At 72.3% G+C, this 25,219-nt stretch carries 28 protein-coding genes; 17 read left to right on the top strand and 11 right to left on the bottom strand.

All coding sequences use genetic code 11. The features are described from left to right. Positions 1-23 precede the first annotated feature (23 nt). The 5 genes from AB0C16_RS14310 to AB0C16_RS14290 are packed head-to-tail and all read left to right on the top strand — an operon-like array spanning position 24 to position 4,920. Positions 24-983 carry an STM4015 family protein gene (locus AB0C16_RS14310; RefSeq protein ID WP_357682528.1) on the top strand — a complete coding sequence of 320 codons (960 nt, stop codon included), beginning with the start codon at positions 24-26 and terminating at the stop codon, positions 981-983. Further along, positions 980-2,035, top strand: coding sequence for an STM4014 family protein (locus tag AB0C16_RS14305; protein ID WP_357682526.1), 1,056 nt, complete (start codon positions 980-982; stop codon positions 2,033-2,035). The genes AB0C16_RS14310 and AB0C16_RS14305 overlap by 4 nt, the downstream gene beginning before the upstream one ends. Before the next feature lie 8 nt (positions 2,036-2,043). Next, positions 2,044-2,829 carry an STM4013/SEN3800 family hydrolase gene (locus AB0C16_RS14300; RefSeq protein ID WP_357683048.1) on the top strand — a complete coding sequence of 262 codons (786 nt, stop codon included), beginning with the start codon at positions 2,044-2,046 and terminating at the stop codon, positions 2,827-2,829. Next, positions 2,816-4,081 (top strand): STM4012 family radical SAM protein, encoded by a 1,266-nt coding sequence (locus tag AB0C16_RS14295; RefSeq protein ID WP_357682524.1) that lies wholly within the window; start codon positions 2,816-2,818, stop codon positions 4,079-4,081. Before AB0C16_RS14300 ends, AB0C16_RS14295 begins: the two co-directional genes overlap by 14 nt. Beyond that, positions 4,075-4,920, top strand: coding sequence for an STM4011 family radical SAM protein (locus AB0C16_RS14290; RefSeq protein WP_357682522.1), 846 nt, complete (start codon positions 4,075-4,077; stop codon positions 4,918-4,920). Before AB0C16_RS14295 ends, AB0C16_RS14290 begins: the two co-directional genes overlap by 7 nt. Here AB0C16_RS14290 and AB0C16_RS14285 read toward each other — a convergent pair. Together AB0C16_RS14285 and AB0C16_RS14280 are read right to left on the bottom strand one after the other, a co-directional pair. Then, complete coding sequence (locus tag AB0C16_RS14285; RefSeq protein ID WP_357682520.1) at positions 4,896-5,954, bottom strand: DUF6745 domain-containing protein; 1,059 nt, start codon at positions 5,952-5,954, stop codon at positions 4,896-4,898. The two genes, AB0C16_RS14290 and AB0C16_RS14285, sit on opposite strands and share 25 nt — an antisense overlap. Then, positions 5,954-6,250 (bottom strand): hypothetical protein, encoded by a 297-nt coding sequence (locus AB0C16_RS14280; RefSeq protein WP_357682518.1) that lies wholly within the window; start codon positions 6,248-6,250, stop codon positions 5,954-5,956. Before AB0C16_RS14280 ends, AB0C16_RS14285 begins: the two co-directional genes overlap by 1 nt. A gap of 152 nt (positions 6,251-6,402) precedes the next feature. On the opposite strand from AB0C16_RS14280, the gene AB0C16_RS14275 reads away from it, so the two are divergent. The 4 genes from AB0C16_RS14275 to AB0C16_RS14260 all read left to right on the top strand — a co-directional run bounded on the left by AB0C16_RS14275 (position 6,403) and on the right by AB0C16_RS14260 (position 9,307). Then, positions 6,403-6,948, top strand: coding sequence for a LemA family protein (locus AB0C16_RS14275; protein WP_357683046.1), 546 nt, complete (start codon positions 6,403-6,405; stop codon positions 6,946-6,948). Further along, a complete protein-coding gene (locus AB0C16_RS14270) occupies positions 6,948-8,267 on the top strand; it encodes a hypothetical protein (protein ID WP_357682517.1) in 1,320 nt (439 codons plus the stop codon). Before AB0C16_RS14275 ends, AB0C16_RS14270 begins: the two co-directional genes overlap by 1 nt. 72 nt (positions 8,268-8,339) lie before the next feature. Continuing rightward, positions 8,340-8,663 carry a hypothetical protein gene (locus tag AB0C16_RS14265; RefSeq protein ID WP_357682515.1) on the top strand — a complete coding sequence of 108 codons (324 nt, stop codon included), beginning with the start codon at positions 8,340-8,342 and terminating at the stop codon, positions 8,661-8,663. 5 nt (positions 8,664-8,668) lie between these two features. Next, positions 8,669-9,307, top strand: a complete 639-nt coding sequence (locus AB0C16_RS14260; RefSeq protein ID WP_357682513.1) for a hypothetical protein — start codon at positions 8,669-8,671, stop codon at positions 9,305-9,307. 130 nt (positions 9,308-9,437) lie between these two features. On the opposite strand, the gene AB0C16_RS14255 is transcribed toward AB0C16_RS14260, so the two are convergent. After that, positions 9,438-9,968 carry a DinB family protein gene (locus AB0C16_RS14255; protein ID WP_357682511.1) on the bottom strand — a complete coding sequence of 177 codons (531 nt, stop codon included), beginning with the start codon at positions 9,966-9,968 and terminating at the stop codon, positions 9,438-9,440. 22 nt (positions 9,969-9,990) lie between these two features. Further along, positions 9,991-10,212: a hypothetical protein gene (locus AB0C16_RS14250; protein ID WP_357682509.1), complete on the bottom strand. Its 222-nt coding sequence runs from the start codon at positions 10,210-10,212 to the stop codon at positions 9,991-9,993. Between the two features lie 14 nt (positions 10,213-10,226). On the opposite strand from AB0C16_RS14250, the gene AB0C16_RS14245 reads away from it, so the two are divergent. After that, positions 10,227-10,862: a TetR/AcrR family transcriptional regulator gene (locus AB0C16_RS14245; protein WP_357682507.1), complete on the top strand. Its 636-nt coding sequence runs from the start codon at positions 10,227-10,229 to the stop codon at positions 10,860-10,862. Positions 10,863-10,873: 11 nt separating this feature from the next. Then, positions 10,874-11,161, top strand: coding sequence for a DUF6204 family protein (locus tag AB0C16_RS14240; RefSeq protein WP_357682505.1), 288 nt, complete (start codon positions 10,874-10,876; stop codon positions 11,159-11,161). A gap of 103 nt (positions 11,162-11,264) precedes the next feature. Here the strand turns inward: AB0C16_RS14240 and AB0C16_RS14235 are convergent, their stop codons facing one another. The 5 genes from AB0C16_RS14235 to AB0C16_RS14215 are packed head-to-tail and all read right to left on the bottom strand — an operon-like array spanning position 11,265 to position 15,053. Next, positions 11,265-11,771, bottom strand: coding sequence for a S26 family signal peptidase (locus AB0C16_RS14235; RefSeq protein ID WP_357682503.1), 507 nt, complete (start codon positions 11,769-11,771; stop codon positions 11,265-11,267). Continuing rightward, complete coding sequence (locus AB0C16_RS14230; RefSeq protein ID WP_357682501.1) at positions 11,768-13,588, bottom strand: ABC transporter ATP-binding protein; 1,821 nt, start codon at positions 13,586-13,588, stop codon at positions 11,768-11,770. The genes AB0C16_RS14235 and AB0C16_RS14230 overlap by 4 nt, the downstream gene beginning before the upstream one ends. Before the next feature lie 15 nt (positions 13,589-13,603). Further along, on the bottom strand, positions 13,604-14,089 hold the full coding sequence (locus AB0C16_RS14225; protein ID WP_357682499.1) for a TlpA disulfide reductase family protein: 486 nt from the start codon (positions 14,087-14,089) through the stop codon (positions 13,604-13,606). Further along, the gene (locus tag AB0C16_RS14220; protein ID WP_357682497.1) at positions 14,082-14,702 is read right to left on the bottom strand and encodes a MauE/DoxX family redox-associated membrane protein; all 621 of its coding nucleotides are present in this window, start codon (positions 14,700-14,702) and stop codon (positions 14,082-14,084) included. The genes AB0C16_RS14225 and AB0C16_RS14220 overlap by 8 nt, the downstream gene beginning before the upstream one ends. Beyond that, positions 14,703-15,053: a hypothetical protein gene (locus AB0C16_RS14215; protein ID WP_357682495.1), complete on the bottom strand. Its 351-nt coding sequence runs from the start codon at positions 15,051-15,053 to the stop codon at positions 14,703-14,705. Between the two features lie 17 nt (positions 15,054-15,070). Here AB0C16_RS14215 and AB0C16_RS14210 point away from each other — a divergent pair, with 17 nt between their 5' ends. Beyond that, positions 15,071-17,629 carry a helix-turn-helix domain-containing protein gene (locus AB0C16_RS14210; RefSeq protein WP_357682493.1) on the top strand — a complete coding sequence of 853 codons (2,559 nt, stop codon included), beginning with the start codon at positions 15,071-15,073 and terminating at the stop codon, positions 17,627-17,629. A 268-nt stretch (positions 17,630-17,897) separates the two neighbouring features. Next, entirely contained in the window at positions 17,898-19,178 is a 1,281-nt protein-coding gene (locus tag AB0C16_RS14205; RefSeq protein WP_357682491.1) for a GNAT family N-acetyltransferase, read from the top strand. A gap of 156 nt (positions 19,179-19,334) precedes the next feature. Here AB0C16_RS14205 and AB0C16_RS14200 read toward each other — a convergent pair whose 3' ends face one another. After that, positions 19,335-19,925: a CGNR zinc finger domain-containing protein gene (locus AB0C16_RS14200; protein ID WP_357682489.1), complete on the bottom strand. Its 591-nt coding sequence runs from the start codon at positions 19,923-19,925 to the stop codon at positions 19,335-19,337. Positions 19,926-19,953: 28 nt separating this feature from the next. Here AB0C16_RS14200 and AB0C16_RS14195 point away from each other — a divergent pair, with 28 nt between their 5' ends. Continuing rightward, positions 19,954-20,841 (top strand): arginase family protein, encoded by an 888-nt coding sequence (locus AB0C16_RS14195; RefSeq protein ID WP_357682487.1) that lies wholly within the window; start codon positions 19,954-19,956, stop codon positions 20,839-20,841. Positions 20,842-20,929: 88 nt separating this feature from the next. Here AB0C16_RS14195 and AB0C16_RS14190 read toward each other — a convergent pair whose 3' ends face one another. Next, positions 20,930-22,087 carry an ROK family transcriptional regulator gene (locus AB0C16_RS14190; protein WP_357682485.1) on the bottom strand — a complete coding sequence of 386 codons (1,158 nt, stop codon included), beginning with the start codon at positions 22,085-22,087 and terminating at the stop codon, positions 20,930-20,932. 81 nt (positions 22,088-22,168) lie between these two features. On the opposite strand from AB0C16_RS14190, the gene xylA reads away from it, so the two are divergent. From xylA to AB0C16_RS14175, 3 genes are read left to right on the top strand one after another with little or no spacing between them, the layout of a single operon-like run. Next, positions 22,169-23,332: a xylose isomerase gene (xylA, locus tag AB0C16_RS14185; RefSeq protein WP_357682483.1), complete on the top strand. Its 1,164-nt coding sequence runs from the start codon at positions 22,169-22,171 to the stop codon at positions 23,330-23,332. Continuing rightward, on the top strand, positions 23,329-24,090 hold the full coding sequence (locus tag AB0C16_RS14180) for a sugar phosphate isomerase/epimerase (protein ID WP_357682481.1): 762 nt from the start codon (positions 23,329-23,331) through the stop codon (positions 24,088-24,090). The genes xylA and AB0C16_RS14180 overlap by 4 nt, the downstream gene beginning before the upstream one ends. Then, positions 24,087-25,190 carry a Gfo/Idh/MocA family oxidoreductase gene (locus AB0C16_RS14175; RefSeq protein ID WP_357682479.1) on the top strand — a complete coding sequence of 368 codons (1,104 nt, stop codon included), beginning with the start codon at positions 24,087-24,089 and terminating at the stop codon, positions 25,188-25,190. The genes AB0C16_RS14180 and AB0C16_RS14175 overlap by 4 nt, the downstream gene beginning before the upstream one ends. Positions 25,191-25,219: the final 29 nt, after the last annotated feature.

Below are 25,219 nucleotides of genomic sequence, written 5' to 3'. Positions count from 1 at the left end.
CCCCCCATCGAGGACATCCTGCCATGATCGAGTACGACCGATACTTCGGCTACCAGCACCCCTACCGCGACGAGCACGCCGGCAAGCGCGTCGTCTCCGTCCCGTTGGAGCCCGGCGAGGAGCCGCCCGACGCGGGCGCCGTGGCGTGGCGGCTCAGCGCGAACGACTGGCACGAGGACATCCCCGACACCATCGAGGAGAGCTTCGACTGGTTCCTCGCGCACGTCGACACCGCCCGGGTCACGGCCCTCGTCATCGGCGAGTGGGACGAGTGCTACGACAGCGACTCCAAGGTGATCGTCACCACCCTCGCGGAGCAGGCCGCGAAGTTCCCCGCGCTGCGCTCGATCTTCCTCGGCGCGATCACCGCCGAGGAGGCGGAGATCTCGTGGATCCAGCAGTCCGACATCACACCGCTGCTGGCGGCGTTCCCGAAGCTGGAGCGCCTGGAGGTGCGGGGCGGCACCGGCCTGGCGCTGACCCCCGTGCGTCACGAGGCGCTCCGCGTGCTGAGGATCGAGACCGGCGGGCTCGGCGGAGACGTGGTCCGCGCGGTGGCCGCCTGCGACCTGCCCGCGCTGGAGCACCTGGAGCTCTGGCTCGGTGTCGGCGGCTACGGCGGCGACGCCACCATCGAAGACCTCGGCCCCGTCCTCACCGGCGAGCGGCTGCCGAGCCTGCGCCACCTGGGCCTGCAGGACAGCGAGATGCAGGACGACATCGCCGCCGCCGTGGCCGCCGCGCCGGTCGTGGCGCGGCTGGAGACGCTGAGCCTGTCGATGGGCGCGCTCTCCGACACCGGGGCGGAGGCCCTGCTGAGCGGCCAGCCGCTCACCCACCTGCGCGAGCTCGACCTTCACCACCACTTCCTCACCGACCCGATGATCGGGCGCCTCGCCGACGCCCTGCCGGGCGTGGAGGTGCGCCTGTCCGGTCAGGAGCGGGCCGACGACCGCGAGCGCTACGTCGCGGTGAGCGAGTGACGCTGCGCTTCGCCGTCGTCGGGACCCCCGGTGACCGGCGGGTCACCCTGTTCCGCGACGCCGTGGTCGCGCACGGGCTCGCCGAGCCGCGGGTGATCCCGTGGCGCGACGTGCTCGCCGGCCACGACCTCGACGTGCCCGAGGGGGCCCTGCTACGCGTGGACTCACCCGGAGAGGACATGAAGGCCGACGCGTTGCTGCGCGGGCCCGGCGACCCCGCCCGGGCCGGCGGAGGAGCCGCCTGGCACAGGGGGTTCCGCGCGGGGCTGGCCAGAGTCGCCGCCGTCCCCGGGATCCGGCTGCTGGCCGACGTCGAGGAGATCGGGGTGATGTTCGACAAGCGGCGCTGCCACGCCGTCCTGTCGGGCGCGGGTGTGCCCGTGCCTCCCGCGTTCGAGGCCCGCTCGTACGACGAGCTGCGCGCCGAGATGGCGGGCCGGGGCTGGACCAGGGTGTTCGTCAAGCCCGCCCACGGCTCGTCCGCGTCAGGCGTGATCGCGTTCCAGGCCCACGCCGGCCGGGTCAAGGCCGTCACCTCGGCGGCCTGGGCCGGCGGCGTGCCGGTCAACTCGCTGCGGGTCCGGTCCTACGACGACGAGGCCGGCATACGCCGGCTGGTCGACTTCCTCGCCCCCGACGGGCTGCACGTCGAGCGGTGGTTTCCCAAGGCGTCGATCGGTGACCGGGCGTTCGACCTGCGGGTCGTGACCGTCTCGGGCGTCCCCACCCACGCCGTGGTCCGCACCAGCCGCACCCCGATGACCAACCTGCACCTCGGCGGCACACGGGGTGACCTGGCGGTCGTCCGCTCACGGTCGCGGCTGTGGGAGCGGGTGCTCGACGCGTGCTCCGGGGCGGCGGCGTGCTTCCCCGGCAGCCTGAGCGTGGGCGTCGACGTCATGGTCGGGGCCGACTGGAGGTCGGTGGCGGTCGCCGAGGTCAACGCCTTCGGCGATCTGCTGCCGGGCCTGGGAGACCTGGCGGGCCACGGCCGCGACACCTACACCGAGCAGGTCAGGGCGATCGTCGGCACGCTCGCGGAGCACCGGTGATCGCCGACATGCGCGACCTCGTGGGGAGCCACGACATCCTGCTGGTCACGCTCGACACGCTGCGCTACGACGTCGCGGCCGAGCTGGCGGCCGCCGGGCGGCTCGCCGGCCTGCTGCCGCACGGGCGGGGCTGGGAGCGACGGCACAGCCCGGGCAGTTTCACCTACGCCTCCCACACCGCGATGTTCGCCGGCTTCCTGCCCACGCCGGTGACCCCGGGGCCGCACCCGAGGCTGTTCGCGGCCGAGTTCGCCGGCAGCGAGAGCACGGCCGGCGGCACCTGGGTGTTCGACGCGCCCGACCTGCCCACCGGCCTGGCCCGAGCGGGCTACCACACGATCTGCGTCGGCGGCGTCGGCTTCTTCAACAAGCTGACCCCGATCGGCTCCGTGCTGCCCGGCCTGTTCGCCGAGAGCCACTGGGCGCCGGAGTTCGGGGTGACCGATCCCCGGTCGCTGGAGCACCAGATCGACCGCGCGGCCGAGGCGCTGCGCGGCAGGCGGGAGCCGGTCTTCCTGTTCGTCAACGTGTCGGCCATCCACCAGCCCAACCACTTCTACCTGCCCGGCGCCACCACCGACTCCAGGCGGAGCCACGCAGCCGCGCTCGAATACGTCGACCGGCACATCGGACGGCTCTACGCCCTCATGCGGCGCCCCTGCCTGGTGATCGTCTGCTCCGACCACGGCACCGCCTACGGCGAAGACGGCCACGTCGGTCACCGCATCGGCCACGAGGTCGTCTGGACCGTCCCCTACACCGAGTTCATCCTGGAGCGACATGAGGCCGTATGAGGGATACGTCTACGCCTACCCGCACAAGACCGCCTACCGGCCGCTCGACCCCCGCCCCCTGCTGAAGGACGTCTGGGCCGGCGAGCGCCCGGCCTCCCTGTACGTGCACATCCCGTTCTGCGAGATGCGCTGCGGCTTCTGCAACCTGTTCACCCGTACGGGCGCGCCGGAGGGCCTGGTCACCGCCTACCTCGACGCCCTGCGACGGCAGGCCGTGGCCGTGCGCGACGCCCTGGACGGGCACGACTTCAGCACGGCCGCGTTCGGCGGCGGCACACCGACCTACCTCAGCGCCCGCGAGCTGACCCGGCTGTTCGACCTGACCGAGCAGACGATGGACGTCGACCTGGCGTCGATCCCGCTGTCGGTGGAGACCTCCCCCGCCACCGCCACACCCGACCGGCTCGCCGTGCTGGCCGAGCGGGGAGCGTCGCGCGTCTCCATCGGCGTGCAGAGCTTCGTCGACGCCGAGGCCCGCGCGGCCGTCCGGCCGCAGAAGCGCGCCGAGGTCGACGCCGCCCTCGACGCCATCCGCGCGGCGGGCATCGGCACGCTCAACATCGACCTGATCTACGGCATCGACGGGCAGACGCCCGAAACCTGGCTCCACTCCCTGGAGACCGCGCTCACCTGGAAGCCCGAGGAGCTCTACCTCTACCCGCTCTACGTCAGGCCGCTCACCGGGCTCGGCAGGCAGGGCCGGGCCTGGGACGACCAGCGGTTGCTGCTCTACCGCGCGGGCCGCGACCATCTGCTCGCGGCGGGCTACGAGCAGGTGTCGATGCGCATGTTCCGGCTGCCCGGCTCGGGCTCGCCCACCGGCTACCGCTGCCAGACCGACGGCATGGTCGGCCTCGGCTGCGGCGCGCGTTCCTACACGAGCCGGCTGCACTACTCCTTCGAGTACGCCGTCGGCACGCGGCACGTGCGCTCCATCATCGACGACTACACGAGCCGGTCCGATTTCGGCACCGCCAACGTGGGGTTCGCGCTCTCGTCCGGCGAGCGCAGACGGCGGCACCTGATCCAGTCGCTGCTCCAGGCCGAGGGGCTGTCGCGGAAGCTCTACCACGACACGTTCGGCACCGACGTGCTCGACGACTTCCCGCTGGAGCCCTTCGCCGACTGGCTCGTCGTGGAGCCCTCGGTGGTCAAGCTGACGGCCGAAGGGCTGGCCCACTCCGACGCGATCGGCCCCGCCCTCTTCTCGCCCGAGGTCGAACAACTCATGGACGGCTACACGGCATGCTGACGATCCTCTACCGCGGCCCGCTGGCGAGCTGCGACTACGACTGCTCCTACTGCCCGTTCGCCAAGCGGCGCGACACGCCTGAGCAGCTCAGGGCCGACCGTGCCGCGCTCGAGCGGTTCGCCGGCTGGGTCGCGGCGCAGCGGCACGACGTGTCGATCCTGTTCACGCCGTGGGGTGAGGGCCTGGTCAGGTCGTGGTATCGCCGGGCGCTGGTGGAGCTGTCGTGGCTGCCGAACGTGCGGAAGGTGGCGATCCAGACCAACCTGAGCTGCCGCACCGGCTGGCTCGCCGAGGCGTCGGACCGGGCGGCCCTCTGGGTGACCTATCACCCGACCCAGGTCGACTACGACAGGTTCGTGGGCAAGCTGCGCTCGCTTCCGGTGCGGCACAGCGTCGGCGTCGTGGGCGACCCGGCCCACCTCGCCGACGCCAGAAGGCTCCGGGCCGACCTGCCCCCGGAGACCTACCTGTGGGTCAACGCCGAGGAGGGCCGCCTCTACACCGACGCCGAGGCGGCCGAGTGGTCGGCGATCGATCCGCACTTCCACTACAGCCGCTTCCCGCACGCCAGCCGGGGGCTGCCGTGCCGCACCGGCGACTCCGTGGTCTCGGTCGGCGGCGACGGCACGGTGCGCCGGTGCCACTTCGTCGCCGACGTGCTGGGCAACATCTACGACGGGACATTCCGGGCGCGGTCAGACGGGTGCCCCTTGGCGGCGTGCGACTGCCACATCGGCTACGTGCATCTGGAGCCCCTCGGCATGTACGACGTCTTCGCCGGCGGGATCCTGGAGCGCGTGCCGGCCGCCTGGCCTCAGGTCTCGAGCTCCGGCCGATAGTCGTGCTCTGAGACGCCGAAGGTCCACGCGACTCCCTCGCGCGCCCGGCTCACCCAGGGCGGGACCCGCAGGAAGTAGGTGCGACTGGTGCCGTCGGGCTCGGGTGTGGAGTTGACCACCTCGACCATGACGATCGGCTCGTCGTCGGGCAGGTCGACGCGCCACAGCACGCCGGTCTCGTCGGAATGCCCGGGCACCGCGCCCGACTCGGCGAGGTAGCGCTCCAGGCCGAAGTGTTCGAGCATGACGCGGCGCAGCTCCGCATTGGGCTCGTTGCGGATGCGCCCGGGTGTGAGCTCCAGCATCTCGGCCCCGAACCCGGCGGGAACCGGCATGCCGTGCCAGGCGTGCAGGACGAACCCGTCACGGTAGGACAGGGCCGGCCCATCGGCGCGGTGCAGCCGCCCCAGCTCGTCGAGGTGCAGCTCCACGGGACGGTCGGTGACGATCGCCAGCCGCTCGAACGGCCACCACCAACCCGACGTCTCGGCCATCCGCTTGAGCCCGCCGAGCCCGCCGAGCCCGCCGAGCCCGTCGAGCCCGTCGAAGGCCGAAAGCCAGGGAGCGTCGTGCTGGCCGAGCACGGCGTCGAGGGAGATCTGGCGCAGCGCCTCACCGCCCAGGTCGGCGAGGGCGCGGCGGATGTCGGTGACGATCCGGTCGACCCGCGGCCAGAGCGCTCCGCCGGTCTTGGCCCACCGGGCCGCCCAGCCGACGGGGCCGAGATCGGCGTGGGCCGCCGCCCTGGCCCGCTCCCAGGGCACGGTCCGGACCTCGTCGCGCACCGAAAGGCCGGGCTCGACGTCGTCGAGCAGGCTCCCCGGGTCGAACCCCGCCTCCTTGAGGCCCCGACGCACGCCGTCGTCGCCCATCACCCAGGCCGCGGCGAGCGCTCCGGTCGCGGGCGAGGCCAGCACGACGATGCGCTCGGGCGCGGCCAGCCCGGCCTCGTGGTAGGCCTGCCGCACGGCGGCGCCGACGTCACGGGCCGGGCCGGTGGCGAAGGCCACCCGGTCCCACGCGAGGGTCTCCATCAGTCGGCCACCACCCGGAAGGAGCCCGGAACGTACTCGCGCTGGCGGATCACGCGATACCAGCCCTTCGGCAGGGAGATCGCGGCGTGCTCCTCGTGGACGAGCCTGCCGCCGTCGGGCAGGTGCAGGAACCCGCCGGACAACGTGCCGGGGCCCGGAATCGCGTGGCAGTGGCCGGTGGCCTCACCATGGGCCAGCACCAGCCTGCCCCGCGCGTCGCGCGGCTCGGGCCGGAGAGCGCGCGGCGCGGACTCCTCCGGGATCGGCATGATCAGGATGTCTCCCTGTCGGTACATCGACGAGAACCTCCATCGGTGGGGGGGATGATCGGAAGCTATCGGCCGCCACCGACAGTTCCCCGCGCCCCTCGGCCGCGGACCGTACAGCGAGCTGCAAGCCAAACCTGTTCAGATGGGCCCATTCACCCCCTGAGGAGGCCGTCGTGATCATGGTTGTAGTCATCAGCGCGCTCGTGTTGCTCGCCCTCATCGGCGTCATCGGCGTCTACAACGGGCTCGTGCGCAGGCGCAACGCCGTCGACAACGCCTGGGCGCAGGTCGACGTGCAGCTCAAGCGCCGTCACGATCTGGTGCCCAACCTGGTGGAGACCGTACGCGGCTACGCGGGGCACGAGCGGCAGACGCTGGCCGCCGTCACGGCCGCCCGCACCCAGGCCGCCGGCGCCGGCACCCCAGCCGAGCAGGCGAACGCCGAGAACATCCTGACCGGCGCGCTGCGCGGCCTGCTCGCCGTCGCCGAGTCCTACCCCGATCTGAAGGCCAGCCGTAACTTCGCCGAGCTGCAGGAGGAGCTGGCCACCACCGAGAACCGGATCGCCTACTCCCGGCAGTACTACAACGACGCCGTCCTCACCTACAACAACGCGATCCAGACCGTCCCGGCCAATCTCGTCGCGGGCCTCGGCGGGTTCGCCGGCCGCGAATACTTCCAGGCTCCGGGCGAGGAGCGCGGACCGATTCAGGTGCGATTCTGATGGCGCTCTGGCTGATCGCCGCCGCGGCCCTGACCCTGTGGGCGCTGCTCCTGCTCGCCCTGGCGATCGCCACCCGCACTCCCGACGCCGACCCGGTGCCGCCGACCAGCGTCCTCGCCTCCGAGCCGCCCGCCGTGGTCGACCTCATCACCGGCGGCTGGCGGCTGTGCGAGGAGGCCGCCGCGGCCACGCTGCTCGACCTCGCGGCCAGGGGCATCGTCCAGATCGAGGAGATCGGTCCCGAGCTGTCCCTGGTGCGACTCCGTCAGGCCGACGGGCTGAACCCGTACGAACAGCTCGTCTACGACCACGTCCGATCGCTCTCGCGGGACGGCGTCGTCGCCACCGGGGCGCTGGCCGAGGGCGCGCGCAACCTCAAGAGCTGGTGGAAGGACTTCCGCAAGCGGGTCATCGCCGACGCGCGCCGGCGGGGCCTGTCGCAGGCCCGCTGGAGCCGAGCCCAGCTCGCGCTGCTGACGGCGGCCGCCGCCGTGCCCGCCGTGGTGATCGCCGTCGCCGTCACCCTGGCCGACGCCGAGCACGAGGGCGGGATCGGGGCCGGCCTGCTCGCCTTCCTCGGGCTGATGGCCCTGACGCGCCGGCTCAACCGCGAGCGCGGCACCGAGCTGGGGGCCAGGGCGGCGGCCCACTGGCTGGGCGTGCGCGCCCACCTGGCGGCGGGCCGCTTCGCCGACCAGCCCGCCGCGGCCGTCACCATCTGGGGCCGTCCGCTGGCCTACGTCGCCGCGCTCGGTCTCGCGCCTCACGCGGTGCGCAGCCTCCCGGTCAGCGTGCCCGCCGACGACCGGCGCGCCTGGTCCGACTACGGCGGCATGTGGCACGCGGTCGAGGTGCGCTACCCGACCCGCCTCATCTGGGGCCGGAAGCCGCTGCACGTCGTGGGCAGGAGTCTGGCCGCGGGCTTCTTCGTGGGCTTCTGGACGTGGATCGGGCTGCTGGTCCTTTCGGCGTTCGACCTCTGGCCGGGCGGGCTGGTCCAGCCCGGTGCCTTCGCCGTGGGCCTCGTGGTGGCCGCCGTGCCCGTCGCCCGCGCGCTTCTCGGCGGCCACGGCTGGGTCGAAGGCCAGATCATACGGCTGCGCAGGCAGCGGTCGGGCGGCAACGACGAGCAGCCCAAATACGTCCACTGGTGCGCCATCGACGAGGGCACCAGCCGCGAGCTCAAGGCGTACGGCATGGCCGGGGAGCAGTGGGCGCTGCTCTCGGAGGGAGACGTGGTGCGCGTCAGGACCGCTCGCGGAGTGGGCTGGATCGACACCACAGAGGTGCTGTCACGGGCCGTTCGCGGCGACAGGTAAAAATCGCATCGCGCTAAGTAGCCATTCCATTACCATGGGCGACTCGCATGTTTGGAAATGCCAGGAGTCTCCATGCCCGATGAGCCCTCCCCCGGCGAACTCGCGCGCCGTCTCGTCGATCTGCAGCATGCCGCCCAACGGTTCATGTCCCAGGAGTTATTCGTCGCCGAGCAACGCGCCACCGAGCGCCGCCTCACCACGATCGAGCGAGACCTGTCGGGCCTGGCCAGCAGGCTGGACGGCGAGATCAAGGCGCTGACCACGCGCATGGAGGCGCGCGAGCGCGAACGCGGGGCCAACTGGCGGCAGAGCGTCTACGCGGGTGTCATTCCGGCCGCGCTCCTGCTGGTTTCGCTTCTGGTCCAGATCTGGCTCACCATGGACGGAACAACCTGATGCCCGTGGCAAAGCTCCGCATCGCCCGCCGAGACGTGGTTCTCGTGCTGGCCGTCATGGTCCTCGGCGGGCTGGCCATCTGGGTGTCGGCCGCGATTCGCGAGCTGGGCGAGGAGCTCCAGGCGGCGCAACGTGACCGGGAGATCCTCTTCCACCAGGTCCGTGAGCTCGGCGGCGTGCCACAGGTCGGGCCCCGTGGCCGTCGGGGCGACCCCGGCTCCCAGGGCATCCCCGGCACGCCGGGCCCGGCCGGTCCCGAGGGCAGCCCTGGCCCCACGGGTTCGCCCGGCTCCCCCGGGCCGTCGGGCTCCCCCGGTCCGGTCGGCCCACCTGGCACGGCCTCTCCCCTCTTCTGCCGCCCCGACGGCGACCTCTGGCGGTGCGGCCCCACCCCGCCCGCCAACGCCCCCGTATCCCCACCGGTCCCCACGCCGACCACGGCTCCGACCAGCGGCCCGACAGCCGGCCCGCGCCGCACCCTCACCCCTCGGCGCAGCCCCACCCCCCGAGTGACGGTCACCGCCACCTCGCCCCAGACCATCACCCCGCCCCCCACGCAGCCTGCCGCCCCCCCGCCCTCCACCGCCTCCGACGACGACTGCGCCATCGGCACCGGCCTCCTCGACACCTGCGTCCTGGGTTGACCCGCGACGGCCGGGTTCCCAGCCGTCGAATTTCAACGCGCAACGCCCTACAAGCGCCACAAGGCCGCCCACGACAGGGGACGCCTCCAGGCCGGCGATCCGCTGGGATGTCAAAGAAGTCAATGGGCCGCTACGAGCCATTCGAGCCTGAGCGCAGTAGCCGGAGCTGCCCGATCTCCGCGATGTTCTTCATCAGCTCGGCGTTCACCCAACCGACCGTGTGGGCGACGGTGTGCTCGGTGTCGTTGTGCCAGGGGAAAGGAGCGGTGGCGTCAAGGTCGGCGTCGGTGAGCCGGTCCAGGACGGTCAGCCAGTCCTGGCGGAGGCCGCGTAGCCACGCGATGGCCGCGTTCCCGTCGCCTGGCCAGGAGATCTGGGTCCGCTCGCGAGGCACTCGCCCCTGAAGATGATCAATGGTTACGCTCCACCACCAGCCGATGTGCCAGCTCACCCAGCCGATCGTGGGAATGGGCAAGGGCTCGGGCTCGGCTTCTGCCCAGTCTGGCTCCCATGTCCCGTTGGCGTCCTGGCGCACCGTCCAGCAGGGGGATGCGGGCTCCCACAGGAAGTCCTCGGACTCGAGGCGTTCCAGATGGTAGTCGAACAGGGACCAGATCAGGTCGAACTGCCAACGCAGGAGGTCACATCGGGATACATGCATCGATTCGTCTTCGCTGTACTGATCAGGGAATCGCGTGTTGGTCATCGAAATCTCCCATGGAACCGGCCGATGCCGCCGCCCAGCCGAGGGTGATCTCCAGGCCGGCCGTCGGACGGTGCGCCGTCTGGGTGTCCATCAGGTTGAGCAACGCCAGGTCGTCAGCCTTGAGTGAACGGACGACGGATGGGTATGTCGCGGAGAAAACTATAACGCATTGCAAAAATGCAATCACCTTCAAGTTCACAGTAGACTCCATCCATGGAAGGACTGCGGGAGCGCAAGAAGGGGCAGACCCGGCGGCGCATCTCCGAGGTGGCCATCGGCCTGTTCGTGAAGCGCGGCTTCGAGCACGTCACGATCGCCGAGGTCGCGGCGGCCGCCGAGGTGTCGGTCAACACCATCTACAACTACTTCGAGTCCAAGGAGGACCTGGTCCTGCCGCCGGACGAGGCATCCCCGCAGCGGCTGGCCGACATCGTGCGGCAGCGCCGGCCGGGAGAGTCCGCAGCGAGCGCGGTGCTGGCGCGCCTCCGCGAGGAGGTGCGCGGCCGCGAGCGCCGGGTCGGGCTGAGCGCCGGGTTCGGGCGCGTGCTGGAGATGATGCAGGCCGCGCCCACGCTGACCGCCCGGCTGGAGGACCTCGGCCGCCAGATGACGGATGCGCTGGCGGTCGTGCTGGCCGAGGAGACTGACGCGCACAAGGACGATCCGCTGCCGCGAGCGGTCGCCTGGCACATCGGCTGCCTGCACGCGCTGGTCCTGGCCGAGATCGGCAGGCGGACGGCGGCGGGCGAGAGTCCCGACGCGATCGCCGAGGCCGTGCTGGAGCTGCTGGACGTCGTGGGGGGCCTGCTCGGTGAGCGAGTCCTGGGCTTTGCCGTACGAGAGGAATGACCGTGTTCAGAGTGACGATCAGAGGCAAGTTCAAGGGGCTCGACGACGCCGGCCGGGCCACCGTGATGGCGGCGGGCGGGGCCGCCTACACCGAAGCCGGGAGATTCACCCACGACGCGAGCGTGTCGGCCTTCACCTTCCGCTGCCAGGTGCCCGGCGGGCCCGGCGACGACGAGGACGACGCCGCCCTACGGGCGATGGCCGCGCTGGAGTCGCATGGGTATCCACACGAGATCTTGCAGGTCGCGGTTACGGACATGCGCACGATCAAGATCCGTCGCAAGGGGCGCGACGACTAGGGCTTTGCGGTGACGTGCCACGGCGTACGGAGCCCTGAGCCCGGCTTGTCGGCGAGATCGATTGCTACCAGCCGTCCCACCGGGAAGGGGCGGACCGCACCGATCACCGCTTGAGTGACCCGTCCGGGACCTCCGTGGACGGCGGCGGGTTCGGTGACAGTCTGCCTCCGCCGAGCCGGCGTGAAGCCACGCCGAGCACGCGATCGGCCTGGACGGCGCCGAAATGACGGGAGTCCCGGCTGAGTTCGGCGTTGTCGCCGAGAACGACCAGGCAGCCGGGCGGGATGACGCCGGTGGGGTGCCGGGCCCAGGCGGGCAGGAACGCCGGCTCCGGGTCTCCGGGTATCGCGGCGATCCGCTTGACCACCCATCGGGCGCCTCGGACACCGGCCGGGTCACCGGGCCGGCACGGTCCCGGCTCCCTGATCACCACGACATCTCCCCGGCTCGGCGTCTCCCTCGGCGCCCGGTGCACCAGCACCCGATCGCCGTGCCGCAGGGTCGGCTCCATGCTCAGCCCGCTCACCGAAACCACGACGATCCGCCGGCGGAGCACGATGACCGCGATCACGCCGCCGAGCAGCAGCGCACCGGCCAGGACAGCGGTCACGCGACCTCCTCCGGCGCCGACGCACGGTATCCGGCGGCCTGCAACTCGAAGAGCCGAGCGTATATGCCGCCACGCGCCATCAACGCCTCATGCGTGCCGCGCTCGGCGATCCGCCCGCCGTCGAGGACGACGATCAGATCGGCCTCGCGCACCACACCCAGCCGATGTGAGATCAGCACGCTGGCCGGCCCGCGCCGGTGCTCGCGGAGCCGGGCGTGCACCTCGTGCTCCGCCTCCGCGTCGAGGGCCGAGCTCGGTTCGTCGAGGACCAGCAGGTCAGGGCGCTCCAGCACCAGCCCGCGAGCGATCGACAGCCGCTGCCATTGCCCGCCCGACAGGACCACCCCGGCGTCCGGGTCGGCCCGGTCGGTGTCGGGGTGGAAGATCCTGGTCAGCAGGGTCTCGTAGCCGCGGGGAAGACCGGTGAGGACGTCGTGCACGCCGGCATGACGTGCCGCCCTCTCGATCCGGCCGAGATCCTCCAGGGCGGACAGATCGCCGATGGCGACGTTCTCCCTCGCTGTGAGGTCGTACGCCACAGCGTCCTGGAAGACGGCGCGGATCCGGCGCCTCAGCTCGACCGGGTCCAGGTCGCGCAGGTCGACGCCGTCCCAGAGAATCGCCCCGCGGGTCGGGTCGTACAGCCGGCAGAGCAGCTTGACCAAGGTCGTCTTCCCCGCGCCGTTCAGGCCCACCACAGCGGTGGAGCGCCCAAGCGGAAGCGTGAGGTCCACCCCGCGCAGCACCCATGGCTGGTCGTCGGCGTAGCGGAACCACACATCTCGTAGCTCGATCCCCCGCCGCAGCGGCGCCGCCGGCAGTGGGTCACGCCGGACGGGCAGGTCGGGCCCGGCCTCGACGACGGCCAGGTAGTGCTCGAAGAGCAGCACCGCCTGATGCACGGTCACGATCTGGGTGATCAGGCCGGCGACCGCGCCCTGCACCGAGCCGACCGCGGCGACGACGAGCGCGACGTCACCGACGGTCAGCGTCCCGGCCATGGTGGAACGTACCGCCCACAACAACAACGCACCCGCCACCGTGGCGCCGAGCGCCGCGAGCCCGCCCTGGAGGACGAGCTCCCGCCGGTCGATCCGGCGGTGCGCGTCATTGATCGTGCCCATCTCCCGGGCCATGCGCCGCCACAGATACGGCCCCGCGCCGAACAGGCGCAACTCCTTGGCCGCCTGCGGGTCGATGAGCAGGCCGGAATAGAACATCTCCCGCCGCTCGGCCTGTCCGATGCGGGCCACCATCGCCGCCCGCCGCCGGCTCAACGCGAGCTCGGCCAGCAGTGCCGGCACCGCGGCGAGCAGGACCGTCACCGCCACCCAGGGCCCGAGCAGGAACAGGGCGCCGGCGAAGCCGATGACCGTGAGCAGCGCCTGGGCGGCGCCCAGCCCTCCGTCCACCAGCAGCCCGGGACTGGCGGTCCCGCTGGACCGGGCGATCTCGAGCCGATCGAGGAAGGCCGGGTCCTCGAAGCGGCGCAACCCGACGAAGCGGTCCACAGCGGCGTACAGGCGCGAGGTGGCGTGCAGGAGCACCCGCCGGTCGAGCTCGGCCCGCAGGTAGCGAACGGCATGTGGCACCAGCGAGGCGCCCACCCCGACGGCGGCCAGCGCCACGGCCATCCCGAGTACGTCGAGCCACCGGACGGTCCCCGCCACGAGCCGGTCGATCACGAGTTTGGTCAGCCAGGCGACCGCCAGCGGCGCGAGCCCGCCAAGGAACGCCAGCACGGCATACGCGGCGATCTGCACCGGAGCGGCGTGCCGGGCAAGCCTCAGCGCCTGCCCGGCCGTACGGAGCGACATCGGCTGCGGAAAGGATCAGCCCGCGGCCATCAAGACCACGGCGTCGCGGTCGGTGACGGATGTGAGGTCGTAGTTGGAGGTGGCTACCACCCCCTTGTCGACCAGCACGAACGCGGGGAATCCGTTGACCGCGAACGCCTGCTGGACGGGGCCCCGGTCAGGCTCGACCACGACGGTGGCCACCGGCCGGAGCTGCTCGGCCACCTCCGCGGTGTCCTCGGCCGTGCCGACCACCACTGCCAGTACGGCGTCGCGGCCCCCGGGGCGCGACGAGGCGTACTCCACGAAGGCGGGCAGCCGCTCCTTGCACGGGCCACAGTGGGGCGAGAAGAAACCGACCATCGAGTGGTCACCGAGCAGGTCGAGGGTGACCAGCCGGTCGTCGACGCTGGTCGCGGCGAACTGACCGACGGGTGACCCGCTCGGGAGCGCGATGTCGCCACCGTCACCGGCGGCGGCGCCACTGCGCAGCGCCTTCAACTCGGCGGTGTGCTCACGCAACCGGCGTATGACGCCGACGGTGAACAGCAGATTGGTGGCTGCCAGCAGTCCGACCAGAACCGTGATCGCTAGATAGGCCATCGGGTCTCCTCTGGGAGGTTGGTGCGGGAGTGAAGAGCGCGAGGATGTCGTCCATCACGACGACGAGCAGGCCGGCCAGGGCACCCCCGAGGACGGCCGCCAAGGCCCCCACCGGCGGCAGCGGACCTTCGGGCGATGCGAGCCCGGCCAGTGCGGCGACGGTGAGCAGGACGTTTCGGACGAGATGCCGGCCGCTCAGCGGAACCGACGAGGCGCCGAAGCAGCGGCATGGGCGCGCGGTGCGGCGGAGGAGGACCACGGCCACACCGGCGGTCAGTACGGCGAGCAGCAGGGCGGCGGCGGCAAGACCGGCCTCGCGGGTGGAGGGGACCACCAGCAGAGCCGGCACGGCCACCTCCGCGAGGGCGAAGGCGACGGCGACCGGCTTCGCGTGGGAGCCGCGAACCAGGCGCATCGCGGCCAGGGACGCGGCGAAGGCGCGCAGGGCCCGCCCGCTACGGAGCTTGCTCGCGGCTGAGGCGAGAAAGATCACCGCGAGCAGGCCCTGACACGCCGGGACGAGATAGGCCACTTAGGGGCAGCCGAGACCGACGTAACGGCAGCTGCCGCACTCGTACCATGAGCAGCTACCCGTGTAGCAGCAGTGCTTCTTGTAGAGGTACGGGCCGCTGCAGTAGCAGGTCTTCTCGAAGCAGTTCGTACAGGCCGCCTCGGCGGTGGCCTTGGGCGCGAAGACGCCGACCATCCGGTCGGCGAGCGCGGTCATCGTACGGGTCATGCCTTCCTCCTCCACGGCCGTCCCGCCCGGCGCGGTCCAGCCGATTCCATCGAAACCCGAGCCCCGAAACCAGGCCAGGACGTTGACCCCGACGTTGACCCCGACGTTGGACCGGACGTACGGTGCCGAGGTACTCGTGATCACGAGGAGGTATCCGCCCGTTGGGGGACGACGTCGACGACTTCGCGGTGTTGCTACGGGCCCACCGGACCCGCCGGCGGCTCACCCAGGAGGCGCTCGCCGAGCTGGCCGGGATCAGCTCCCGCTCGGTCGGCGAAATGGAACGAGGAAACGGGCGGAGCCCGCGGCCGGGCACGCTCGAACACCTCGCGACGGCGCTGGAACTGTCCGGGGAGGAACGCGAGGAGTTCGTCAGCGCCGGACGCGCGCTCTTCTGGGCCAGCCGTGCCAGGCCGACCGGCAGCAGTGCCCCGCGGCGCGCGCCGGCGGGCGCCGCCGATCCGCCACCGTGGACACTGCCCGCGGATCTCTCCGACTTCGTCGGCCGCGGTGACGAACTCGCCCTGCTGGGCGAGGCGCTCGACCCGGCCTCTCACCGCGCGAGGCTGGCGGTGATCTCCGGGCCACCGGGCGTCGGCAAGACGGCACTGGCGGTGCACGCCGGACATCGGTTCGCCGCACGATTCCCCGATGGGCACCTGTACGCGGCACTGCGCTGCGTCACTGGTGATCCGGCCAAGCCGCTCGACGTGATGGCCCATCTCCTGCGGCTGCTCGGCCTGGACGGCTCGGCTCTGCCCACCGATGTGGACGCGTGCGCGGGACTGCTGCGCGCCCGGCTGGCGGGACGCCGGATACTGCTCATCCTCGACGACGCCACCGGATACCACCAGGTCGAGCCGATGCTGCCCCCCGAAGGGGTCGCGGTGGTGGTCACCAGCCGGATGCCGCTGACCGGGCTTCCCGGGGTGACCGCGATGGACCTGCGTCCGCTGCCCGATCCGGTGGCCGTCGAGCTGCTCTGCCAGGTGGCGGGCGCCGAACGGGTGCGAGCCGAACCCTCGGCCGCGGCCGATCTGGTCGCCGCCTGCGGCGGCCTGCCGCTGGCACTGCGGATCACCGGGGCGCGCCTGGCCGCGCGGCCACACTGGATGCTCGGAACCCTCACCGAACGGCTGGCCGACGAGCGGCGCCGGCTCGACGAGCTGCGCCACGGCGATCTGGCCGTACGTCCCGGGCTGCAGCTCACCTACCGGGGGCTCACACCGGCCGCTGCCCGGGCATTCGCCCTGCTCGGGGCGCTCAGTGTCCCGTCGTTCCCGGAGTGGCCGGTGGCCGCGCTCCTGGACGTCGGGCCGGCGCAGGGCGCCGCGGCACTGGAGGAACTGCTGGACGCACGACTGCTGGAGGATCTCGGGCTCGACCAGGCGGGCCAGTCACGCTATCGGTTCCACGACGTGACCAGGCTGTACGCCCAGGAGCGCCGGGAAGCCGAGTTCGACCAGACGGCGTGGCGGGATGCGCTGGCCAGGGCCGCCACCGGCTGGCTGGCTCTCGCCCGGCACGCCCAGGACCACCTGGACTGCGAGCGGTTCCACCTCGACGACAGGAGCGGCCATCCGGCGACGGTCGCCGACGAGCGGGCGGTCGCCGTCGCCACCGGCCGTCCGGTCGAATGGTTCGAGGCCGAACGTGAAGCGCTGGCGGTGCTGGTGTCGGCGTGTGCCGAGGCGGGCCTGGCGCACGCCGCACGTGGCCTGGCCGGATGCGGCGCCGACTTCTACGAGCTGCGCGCCTACTACGGAGACTGGCGCCGGGCCATGGAATCCGGGCTGGCCGCCTGCAGGCGAGCCGGTGACCGCCCCGGCGAGGCCGCGATGCTGCGCGGGCTCGGCGGTTGCCTGGTCGAGCTCGATGACCTTGAGGCGGCCGTGTCGACGCTGCGGGCGGCGCGGGCGCTGGCCAAGGAGATGGGGGATCCGGCGGGGGCCGCCATGGCTCGCAAGGACATCGGCTTCGTGCTGAGCCTGAGCGGCCGGCTCAACGAGGCCGAGCTGGACCTGCGGGACGCCGCGGAGGAGTTGGGACGTGCCGGCAGGAAGCCCACCAAGGTCATGGCGCTCACCAGCCTCGGATTCGTCCAGCGGCAGCAAGGCGACCTGGCCGGCGCCGTCGCCACCATCCGCGACGCACTGCGCGTCGCCCGCTCCTGCGGCGACCGGTTCGCCCATGCGTTCGCCCTGCGAGGGCTCGCGGGTGCGCTCGTGGCCTGTGGCCAGGCGCGGGAAGCGGAACTCACCGCCCGGCAGGCCGCCGCCCTGTTCGCGCGGATCGGCGACCGGATCGGCGCGGCCCAGAGCCTGCGGGTGCTGGGCGAGGCGCTCGCGCAGGAAGACTCCCGGCTGGCCGAAGCCGAGCAGACGCTGGCCGCGGCGGCGGCCGTGTTCCGTGAAGGAGGACACGCCTGGGGGCTGGCGCTCACCGAGTTGAGCCTCGGCGAGATCGAGGTCCGCCGTGGTTCCACCGAGGCCGCCGGCCGCCTCCGGCGATCCCTGGAGTTCTGGACCGAAGAGCAGGTGCCGGCCCTGCGAGCCCGTGCTCTCGTCTCCCTGGCGTCCGCGGCCGAACAGGCGGGTGACCCGGCGGCGCGAGGGCTGCTGACGGAGGCCTACGGGCTCTACCAGGAATTGGGATCACCGGCCGCGGCCGAACTCGCGGCGCGGCTCGGGCTACCCGAAAGCGCCGCGTCGCCGGCCTGAAGCGCCTCACGGTCCGTACGCGTCATCCTTCGGCGTGGACATCGTGGCCGAGACGCTCGCCGCCTGACACCGGCCCGCGGCCACGGCTTGACGTTCCCGGCTACGCCATGTGGGCACGATTGCGGCCGTTGGCGTCGGCGGCAGGCACTGGCCCGTTCGATGAGTGTCTGATCGGTGGGGAGAATAACGAGTAGGGCAGCATGCCGCCGCGGTAGCGCGTCGCCAGGCGTCGGGGGGTGGCGGCGGCTTGTCGACAAAGGGGGTAACGATGCCGGCGTGGCGATTGCGGGACTTCCACGACGACGATCTGGACCGCGCTATCCAGCTGTGGGATCAGGACCGGCAGGCGGACGACTCGCCTCCGGTGTTTCCCATCTCTGAGGTCATGGCCGCGGCCCGGGCCGGCGAGTTCGCCATAGTCGCGGTGGTCGGCGATGACATGGTGGGCATGGCAGTGGCGCAGGCCCAGGGCGAGCGGGCCTGGATCACGCTGGTGGCGCTGTCGGGGATGTGGCGTAACCGCGGGATCGGCAGCGCCCTGATCGGCGAGCTTGAACGGCGCCTGCGGGGACAGGGGATACGCCGGATCAGCGCGCTGCGTCCCCCGGGGGCGACCGGAACCACGGCCCTGGAAAACTCCGGCTTCCTCACCCGCGCCGGATTGATCTTTTATGAGAAGGTCGAGCATCTCGGTGCGAGCGATGCGGGTCTGCTCGCCGAACTCGGCGGGCGGGTCCTGCCCCGGGGGCTGTGGGACAGCCTGGGGGGCATGGAGCCAGAGAAGGAAACCATCGAGCGGCGGATCGTGCTGCCGCTGGCCGAGCCCGCGCTGGCCGAGCGGTACGGGGTCACGCCGCCGAAGGCGGTCATCCTCTTCGGCCCGCCGGGTACCGGCAAGACCAGCTTCGCCAAAGCCGTCGCCTCCCGGCTGGAGTGGCCGTTCGTGGAGCTCTTCCCCTCCCGGCTCGCGTCGGCGGGAGCGGGGGGCTTGGCCACCTCGCTGCGGGACGCGTTCGCCGATCTGGCCGAGCTGGAGACCGTTGTGCTGTTCATCGACGAAGTCGAGGAGATCGCCGGCGTCCGCTCCGGCGTGGCCGTCGATCCAGGCCACGGAGTCACCAACGAACTGCTCAAACTGATTCCCGGCTTCCGCGACCACACTGACCGCCTGCTGATCTGTGCCACCAATTCCGTGCGCTCGCTCGATCCGGCGTTCCTGCGCCCCGGCCGGTTCGACTACGTCATTCCCGTCGGTCCCCCCGATGCGGTCGCCCGGGCGGCGATCTGGCAGCGCTACCTCGGCCCCGCCGCCGGCGGCGTCGAGTTGCACCGGCTGGTGGCGGCCAGCGAGATGTTCACCCCGGCCGACATCGAGTTCGCCGCCCGTAAGGGCGCCCAGGCCGCGTTCGAACGCGAAGTCGTCCACCGCCTCGGCGCCCCGGCCAGCACCGAGGACTACCTCGCCGCCATTGCTGACACCCGTCCCACACTCACCGACCAGGCCCTCGCCAGGTTCCGAGAAGACATCGAGCACTACGTGCGCATGTGACGTCGGGTATTGGCCGCCGAAGATCGTTGATCTGGATGACCTGACCACCGTCTCGCCGTACATCACCCAAACCGTGCTCGTCGTGGCCAGGCGTGGGTGGTGTTCCGGCCAAGTCGCCGTCCGTGGGCAGGGTTGCTCGATGCGGGACGATGCGGCTCAGGATCTGTGGCGGGCGCGGGAGGCGGCGGCGTGGGCGCGGTTGGCGCAGCGGGTGGAGCAGAACTGGCGCCGCCCCGGCCGGCTGCGGTCCACGAAGGCGTCGCGGCACGGCGTGGCCGCGCAGAGCCGTACCCGTGCCCAGTCGCCGTCGGCGGCGAGGTCCAGCAGCTCGCGGATCGCGCGTACGGCGAGTGTTTCCGCGAGGTCGGCGCCGTCCGAGGCGGCGAGCCGTAGCCGGGGCACGCCGTCCACGTCCTCGACGGCCGCGCGCACCGGCAGCTCGGCGACCCACGACGCCAGCTCGCGCGCCCGCTCTCGCGGCTCACCGGCCAGCACGGCCCGCAACCGGTCTCGCACGGCCCGCACCGCGACCAGATCGTCCTCCCCCACGTCCAACACCCCTGACGTCTCGGACAAGTCCGGCACATCCGACGCGGACGCGTCCTCCCTGGGCTGGTCCGGGGTCAGTTCTTGGCAGTAGCGGCGTAGGGCGGCGAGGTCGGGCAGACGTTCTGGGGAGTCGAGGTATTCGTCCCAGGTGTTGGCCAGGTCCAACGCCACCGATCCCGTTTCGGCCAACTGGCGCATCGAGCCTCCTCTTGCTACCGTCAGGACTATGAGCATTGTAACCACTGACAGACGGCCGGCCCTACTCGATGCCCCGTCGAACCTGGGGCTGCGGCCGCCGGCCGAGGGAGTGGTCCCCGGGTGCTACAAGGCGCCGTGGGCGCTCAGGGACGCCGGCCTGCTGGAGCGGATCGGGGCGAGCGACGCGGGAGCCGTGGTGCCGCCCCGGTATGTCGCCACGTGGGAGCCGGGCGACGGCGTCAGGAACGGCCAGGCCATCGCCCGCTACGCGAGGAGGCTGGCGGAGCGGCTCGCGGAGATCAGGGACGCGGGACGGTTCCCGGTCGTGCTGGGCGGCGACTGCTCGATCCTGCTGGGCCCCGCGCTGGCGCTGCGCAGGGCGGGCCGCTACGGCCTGGCCTACCTGGACGCCCACTCCGACTTCCGGCACCTGGGCAACTCCCCGCACGTGGGTTCGGCGGCCGGGGAGGATCTGGCGCTGGCGACCGGGCGCGGTGACGGCTACCTGACGGACATCGACGGTTTGCGGCCGTACGTCCGGGACGAGGACGTGATCGTGCTGGGCGTGCGGGACGAGGAGGATCTGCGCGACTTCTCCCACACCGGCATCGCCTACGTGACCGACCCGCGGATCGGCGGCCTGGAGGCGGCCAGGAAGGTGCTGGTCCGCGACGACCTCGACGGCTTCTGGATCCACGTCGACGCCGACGTGCTGGACCCGTCGGTGCTGGCGGCCGTCGACTCGCCCACCCCGGACGGGCTGGACGCGGCCGGCCTGGTGAGCCTGCTGCGCGGCCTGCTCGACCTGCCGGGAGCCGCCGGGCTGCAGATCACGATCTTCGACCCCGACCTGGACGAGGACGGCTCGCAGGCCGCCGTGCTCGTGGACATCCTGGCCGAGACGCTCGCCGCCTGACACCGCCCCGCGGCCTCGCCACCCGTGACCGGGACGTCGAAGGCCCGGCGCCGGCGTGACCCGGCAGGGCAAGGCCGTCGCCGGCGCGTCAGAGGCCAAGGACGCCCGCCGGGTCGGCGATGACCCGCTGGATGACCAGCCCCGCCGCGCCCAGGATGGCGGCGTCCGGGCCGATCGCGGAGACGGCGAGGCGGGGCGGGGTGCGGCGCATCTGACCGAGCCGGCCGGACAGGGCCTGCCCGGCGGGCCCCTCCAGCCAGGGGAACAGCGGGGCGAAGACGCCCCCCAGGACGATCATGCCGGGGTCGAGCAGGTGCACGGCCGAGGTGAGGGCCAGCCCGAGCGCCCATCCCGCCCGCTCGCAGGCCGCCAGCGCCGCCCGGTCGCCCGCCTCCAGCCGCGCGACCAGGTCGGGGATCGAGCCCACCTCTCCGAGCAGCGCGTCCTGGCCCGCGTAGACCTCCAGGCAGCCTCGCCCACCGCACCGGCAGGCGGGGCCGTCGGGCTCGACGACGACGTGCCCGAGCTCCCCGGCCAGCCCGTACGTGCCACGGAAGACCGAGCCGTCCACCACCAGCCCGGCGCCGATGCCGATCTCCCCCGAGACGTAGAGGAAGTCCGTGACCCCGGAGCCGAACCAGAGCTCGCCCAGGGCCGCCAGGTTGGCCTCGTTGTCCACCTCGAAGTCGTCCACGTCGAAGTCGTCCACCTCGAACGGCAGGTCGAGCAGGTCCGCCACCCGGACGTCGCGCCAGCCGAGATGCGGGGCGTTGCGCAGCAACCCGTGCTCGACGGGACCCGGAACGGCGAGCGCCGCGCCGGTGATGCGCAGCCCGGCGGCCTCCGCCTCCGACACCGCGGACTCCGCCAGCTCGCGCAGCTCGCCGAGGATGCGCTCCGGGCGGGAGTCGCGGTTGCCGGCCGACCGCGTACGGCGCAGCCGTACCGAACAGGTGAGGTCCACGACGCACACGGCGAGGTAGTCGACGTTGATCTCCAGGCCGAGCGTGGCCACGCGGTGGCCGCTGAGGCGCACCGCGACGCCGGGACGGCCGCGTTCGCCGCCGCGCACGGCGCCGTTCTCCGCCACCACGCCCGCGTCGAGCAGGTCGGACACGAGCTTGGACACGGTGGTCTTGGTCAGCCCGGTCCGCTCGGCGAGCGCGGCCCTCGTGAGCGGCCCCGCGCCGCGGATCTCGCCGAGCACCACGGCGAGATTGCGGGCGCGCATGGAATCGTGCCGCACGCCTCTTGACGATGCCACATCCGCCTCCGAGGATTATGTGCAGATTGTGGACTTAATGGTAAAGCTGCGGGAGGCCCCACCATGACCGCGTTCGTGCCAACCCCCGACGACCGCTTCACCTTCGGACTGTGGACCGTCGGCTGGCAGGCGCGCGACCCGTTCGGCGAGGCCAGCCGCCCGCCGCTCGACCCGGTGGAGAGCGTCCACCGCCTCGCCGAGCTCGGCGCGTACGGCGTCACGTTCCACGACGACGACCTGCTCGCCGTCGAGCCCGACCGTGAGAAGGCCATCGCGGCGTTCCGGAAGGCGATCGGCGAGACCGGGCTGAAGGTGCCCATGGCCACCACGAACCTCTTCACCCACCCCGTCTTCCGCGACGGCGCGTTCACCAGCAACGACCGCGACGTGCGCAGGCACGCGATCCGCAAGGTCATGCGCAACCTGGACCTGGCGGCGTCGCTGGGCGCGCGGACGTACGTGTGCTGGGGCGGCCGCGAGGGCGCCGAGTCGGACGCGGCCAAGGACGTGCGCTCGGCGCTGGCCCGCTACAAGGAGGCGCTCGACCTGCTCAGCGGCTACGTGCTCGACCAGGGGTACGAGATCCGGTTCGCGATCGAGCCCAAGCCGAACGAGCCGCGCGGCGACATCCTGCTGCCCACGATCGGGCACGCGCTGGCCTTCATCAACGAGCTGGAACATCCGGAAATGGTAGGGCTCAACCCCGAGGTGGGGCACGAGCAGATGGCCGGGCTGAACTTCGTGCACGGCATCGCGCAGGCGCTGTGGCACGGCAAGCTGTTCCACATCGACCTCAACGGGCAGCACGGGCCGAAGTACGACCAGGACCTGGTGTTCGGCCACGGCGACGTGAAGAGCGCGTTCTTCCTGGTCGACCTGCTGGAGCACGGCGGCTACGACGGGCCCAGGCACTTCGACTACAAGCCGCTGCGCACCGAGGACCCGCAGGACGTGTGGGTGTCGGCCGCGGCGAACATGCGGACGTATCTGATCCTGCGCGAGAAGGCGCGCGCCTTCCGGGCGGATCCGGAGGTGCGGGAGGCGCTGCGGGCCTCGCGCGTCGACCAGCTCGCCGTGCCCACGCTGGCAGAGGGCGAGACGCTGGCCGACCTCGCGGCCGACGACTTCGACCCGGACGTGGCGGCCGAGCGCGGATACCACTTCAGCCACCTCAACCAGCTGGCCCTGGAACACCTGCTGGGCGTGCGCGGAGGGGAGAGCAGGTGACCGCGCCGCTGGGCGTCCAGCTCTACACCGTCAGAGAGCAGATCGCGGCCGACCGCGACGCCGCGCTGAGCCGGATCGCCGGCCTCGGTTACGGCGCCGTCGAGCCCTACGATCCGACCACCGATCCCAAGGGTTTCCGCCGGGTGGTGGACGACCTGGGGCTGACCGTCTCCAGCACGCACGCGTACGCGCTGCTCGGCGAGGAGCCGGCCGAGGTGTTCGACGCGATCGCCACGATCGGCACCGACCTGGTCATCATCCCCGGGGGCATCGCGCACGAGGAGTTCACCTCGCCCGACGGCCTGGCCCGCACCGCCGACCTGCTGAACGGCCTGGCCGCGCAGGCCGCCGCCCACGGCATGCGGCTCGGCTACCACAACCACTGGTGGGAGATCGAGCCGCGGATCGACGGCCGCCACGCCCTGGAGGCGCTGGCCGATCTGCTGGCGCCCGAGGTGTTCCTGGAGATCGACACGTACTGGGCAGCGGTGGGCGGCGCGGACGTGCCCGGCCTGCTGCGCCGGCTCGCCGGCCGGGTGCTCGCGCTGCACGTCAAGGACGGTCCCGGCGGCCCCGGCGGTAAGAAGGAGCCGCACACGGCCGTCGGCCGGGGCGTCATGCCGGTGCCCGGCATCCTCGCCGCCGCCCCCGGCGCCTGGCGGATCGTCGAGCTGGACAGCTGCGCGGGCGACGTCTTCGAGGCCCTCGCGGCCAGCCACGCCTTTCTCACCTCTCTCACCTCGGCGGAGGCCTCTTGAGCGACGGACCGGTGGGCGTCGCCCTCGTCGGCGCCGGTGTGATCAGCGGTGAGTACCTGCGTCATCTCACCGCCTTCCCGGACGTCCGGGTGCTCGGTGTGGCCGACCTCGAACCGGCGCGGGCGGCGGAGGTCGCGGAGGAGCACGGGGTGCCCGTGTCGGGCACCGTCGAGACCGTGCTCAGGATCCCCGAGGTGGAGATCGTGGTCAACCTCACGATCCCCGCCGCGCACGCGTCCGTGGCGCTCCAGGCCTTACGCGCGGGCAAGCACGTATACGGCGAGAAGCCGCTGGCGCTGGACCTGGACGAGGCGGCCAAGGTGCTGGCGGAGGCCGGCGGCCGGGGCCTGCGCGTGGGCAACGCGCCCGACACGTTCCTCGGCGCCGGGATCCAGTCCACGATCGCCGCGTTACGCGCCGGGCTGATCGGCGTCCCGGTCGCGGTCACCGCCGCCACCCAGGGCCTCGGACCGGAGTCGTGGCACCCCAGCCCGGAGTTCCTCTACCAGCGCGGCGCCGGGCCGCTGTTCGACCTGGGCCCCTACTACCTGACCACGCTGATCGCCCTCCTGGGCCCGGCCTCCCGGGTCGCCGCCGGCACCCGCCGGGCCCGCACGGAGCGGGTCATCGGCTCCGGCCCGAAGGCCGGCACGGCCTTCCCGGTGGAGGTGCCCACCCACGTCAACGCCCTGGTCGACTTCACCGGCACCGCCATCGCGGCCACGACCTTCAGCTTCGACTCGCCGGTCAGCCGGAGGATGATCGAGATCATCGGCACCGAGGGCGCCCTGTCGGTCCCCGACCCCAACACCTTCGGCGGTCCCCTGCTGGCGCGCGGCCGGCACGACGCCGACTGGCGCGAGCTCCCCCTCACCGGCACGACGGCCGGGCGCGGCATCGGGGTGCTCGACCTGGCGAGGTCGCTGCGCGCCGGGACCCCGCACCGCGCGTCGGGGGCGCTCGCGCTGCACGTCCTGGAGATCATGACGGCCGTCACGGAGTCGGGCGAGCGAGGCGAGTTCCGCCCGCTCGCGTCCACGTCCCCGATCCCCGAACCGCTGCCCCCTGACTGGAACCCACACGAAGCCACCCTGACCTGACCCAGATCCACCCCACCAGATCGAGCCGG

This window comes from Nonomuraea sp. NPDC048916 (genome assembly GCF_040649575.1).
GTDB lineage: Bacteria > Actinomycetota > Actinomycetes > Streptosporangiales > Streptosporangiaceae > Nonomuraea.
This window is presented reverse-complemented; position numbering and strand designations above follow the sequence as displayed.

Excerpts from the sequence above, each read along its gene's own strand:
- AB0C16_RS14300 (WP_357683048.1), top strand. The coding sequence starts at position 2,044 with ATGCGCGACCTCGTGGGGAGCCACGACATCCTGCTGGTCACGCTCGAC.
- AB0C16_RS14245 (WP_357682507.1), top strand. The coding sequence starts at position 10,227 with ATGGAAGGACTGCGGGAGCGCAAGAAGGGGCAGACCCGGCGGCGCATC.
- AB0C16_RS14290 (WP_357682522.1), top strand. The coding sequence starts at position 4,075 with ATGCTGACGATCCTCTACCGCGGCCCGCTGGCGAGCTGCGACTACGAC.
- AB0C16_RS14280 (WP_357682518.1), bottom strand. The coding sequence starts at position 6,250 with ATGTACCGACAGGGAGACATCCTGATCATGCCGATCCCGGAGGAGTCC.
- AB0C16_RS14230 (WP_357682501.1), bottom strand. The coding sequence starts at position 13,588 with ATGTCGCTCCGTACGGCCGGGCAGGCGCTGAGGCTTGCCCGGCACGCC.
- xylA (WP_357682483.1), top strand. The coding sequence starts at position 22,169 with ATGACCGCGTTCGTGCCAACCCCCGACGACCGCTTCACCTTCGGACTG.
- AB0C16_RS14310 (WP_357682528.1), top strand. The coding sequence starts at position 24 with ATGATCGAGTACGACCGATACTTCGGCTACCAGCACCCCTACCGCGAC.
- AB0C16_RS14195 (WP_357682487.1), top strand. The coding sequence starts at position 19,954 with ATGAGCATTGTAACCACTGACAGACGGCCGGCCCTACTCGATGCCCCG.
- AB0C16_RS14270 (WP_357682517.1), top strand. The coding sequence starts at position 6,948 with ATGGCGCTCTGGCTGATCGCCGCCGCGGCCCTGACCCTGTGGGCGCTG.
- AB0C16_RS14295 (WP_357682524.1), top strand. The coding sequence starts at position 2,816 with ATGAGGCCGTATGAGGGATACGTCTACGCCTACCCGCACAAGACCGCC.
- AB0C16_RS14285 (WP_357682520.1), bottom strand. The coding sequence starts at position 5,954 with ATGGAGACCCTCGCGTGGGACCGGGTGGCCTTCGCCACCGGCCCGGCC.
- AB0C16_RS14200 (WP_357682489.1), bottom strand. The coding sequence starts at position 19,925 with ATGCGCCAGTTGGCCGAAACGGGATCGGTGGCGTTGGACCTGGCCAAC.
- AB0C16_RS14265 (WP_357682515.1), top strand. The coding sequence starts at position 8,340 with ATGCCCGATGAGCCCTCCCCCGGCGAACTCGCGCGCCGTCTCGTCGAT.
- AB0C16_RS14275 (WP_357683046.1), top strand. The coding sequence starts at position 6,403 with ATGGTTGTAGTCATCAGCGCGCTCGTGTTGCTCGCCCTCATCGGCGTC.
- AB0C16_RS14205 (WP_357682491.1), top strand. The coding sequence starts at position 17,898 with ATGCCGGCGTGGCGATTGCGGGACTTCCACGACGACGATCTGGACCGC.
- AB0C16_RS14255 (WP_357682511.1), bottom strand. The coding sequence starts at position 9,968 with ATGCATGTATCCCGATGTGACCTCCTGCGTTGGCAGTTCGACCTGATC.